Raw genomic sequence first — 428 nt, forward strand, 5'->3', positions numbered from 1 at the left:
ACGTGCTGGCGCAGGTTTTCTCAGAGGCATTGTGCGCGCACGGTAGAGGTGGGAGGTGGGGCGCTCATGACCCGAGCTGCGTACCCGAACGATCTGACCGACGCTGAGTGGAACGTGCTTTTTCCTCTTCTGCCTCAAGCGTCATCCGTTGGCCGTCCACGGAAGTGGTCGCTGCGAGAGATCCTGGATGGGATCTTTTACGTCCTGCGCGGAGGAATTGCGTGGCGAGCAATGCCGCACGACTTACCCCCCTGGCAGACGATCTATCACTATCATCGTCTGTGGCGACTGCGGGGCGTCTGGGAGGCACTGCACACGGTCCTTCGGGAGTTGGTCCGCCAGCGTGAGGGTCGCGCAGCGACCCCTAGTGCCGCGATCATCGACAGCCAATCGGTGAAAACGACCGAAGCCGGTGGACCTCGCGGCTA

At 62.1% G+C, this 428-nt stretch carries 1 protein-coding gene; it reads left to right on the forward strand.

Annotated elements, in window-relative coordinates; all coding sequences use genetic code 11:
* Window positions 1-66: 66 nt before the first annotated feature.
* A partial coding sequence (locus GO986_RS22475; protein WP_157461754.1) for an IS5 family transposase occupies window positions 67-428 on the forward strand: 362 nt, incomplete at its 3' end.

The organism is Deinococcus arboris, assembly GCF_009755355.1.
GTDB classification, from domain to species: domain Bacteria; phylum Deinococcota; class Deinococci; order Deinococcales; family Deinococcaceae; genus Deinococcus; species Deinococcus betulae.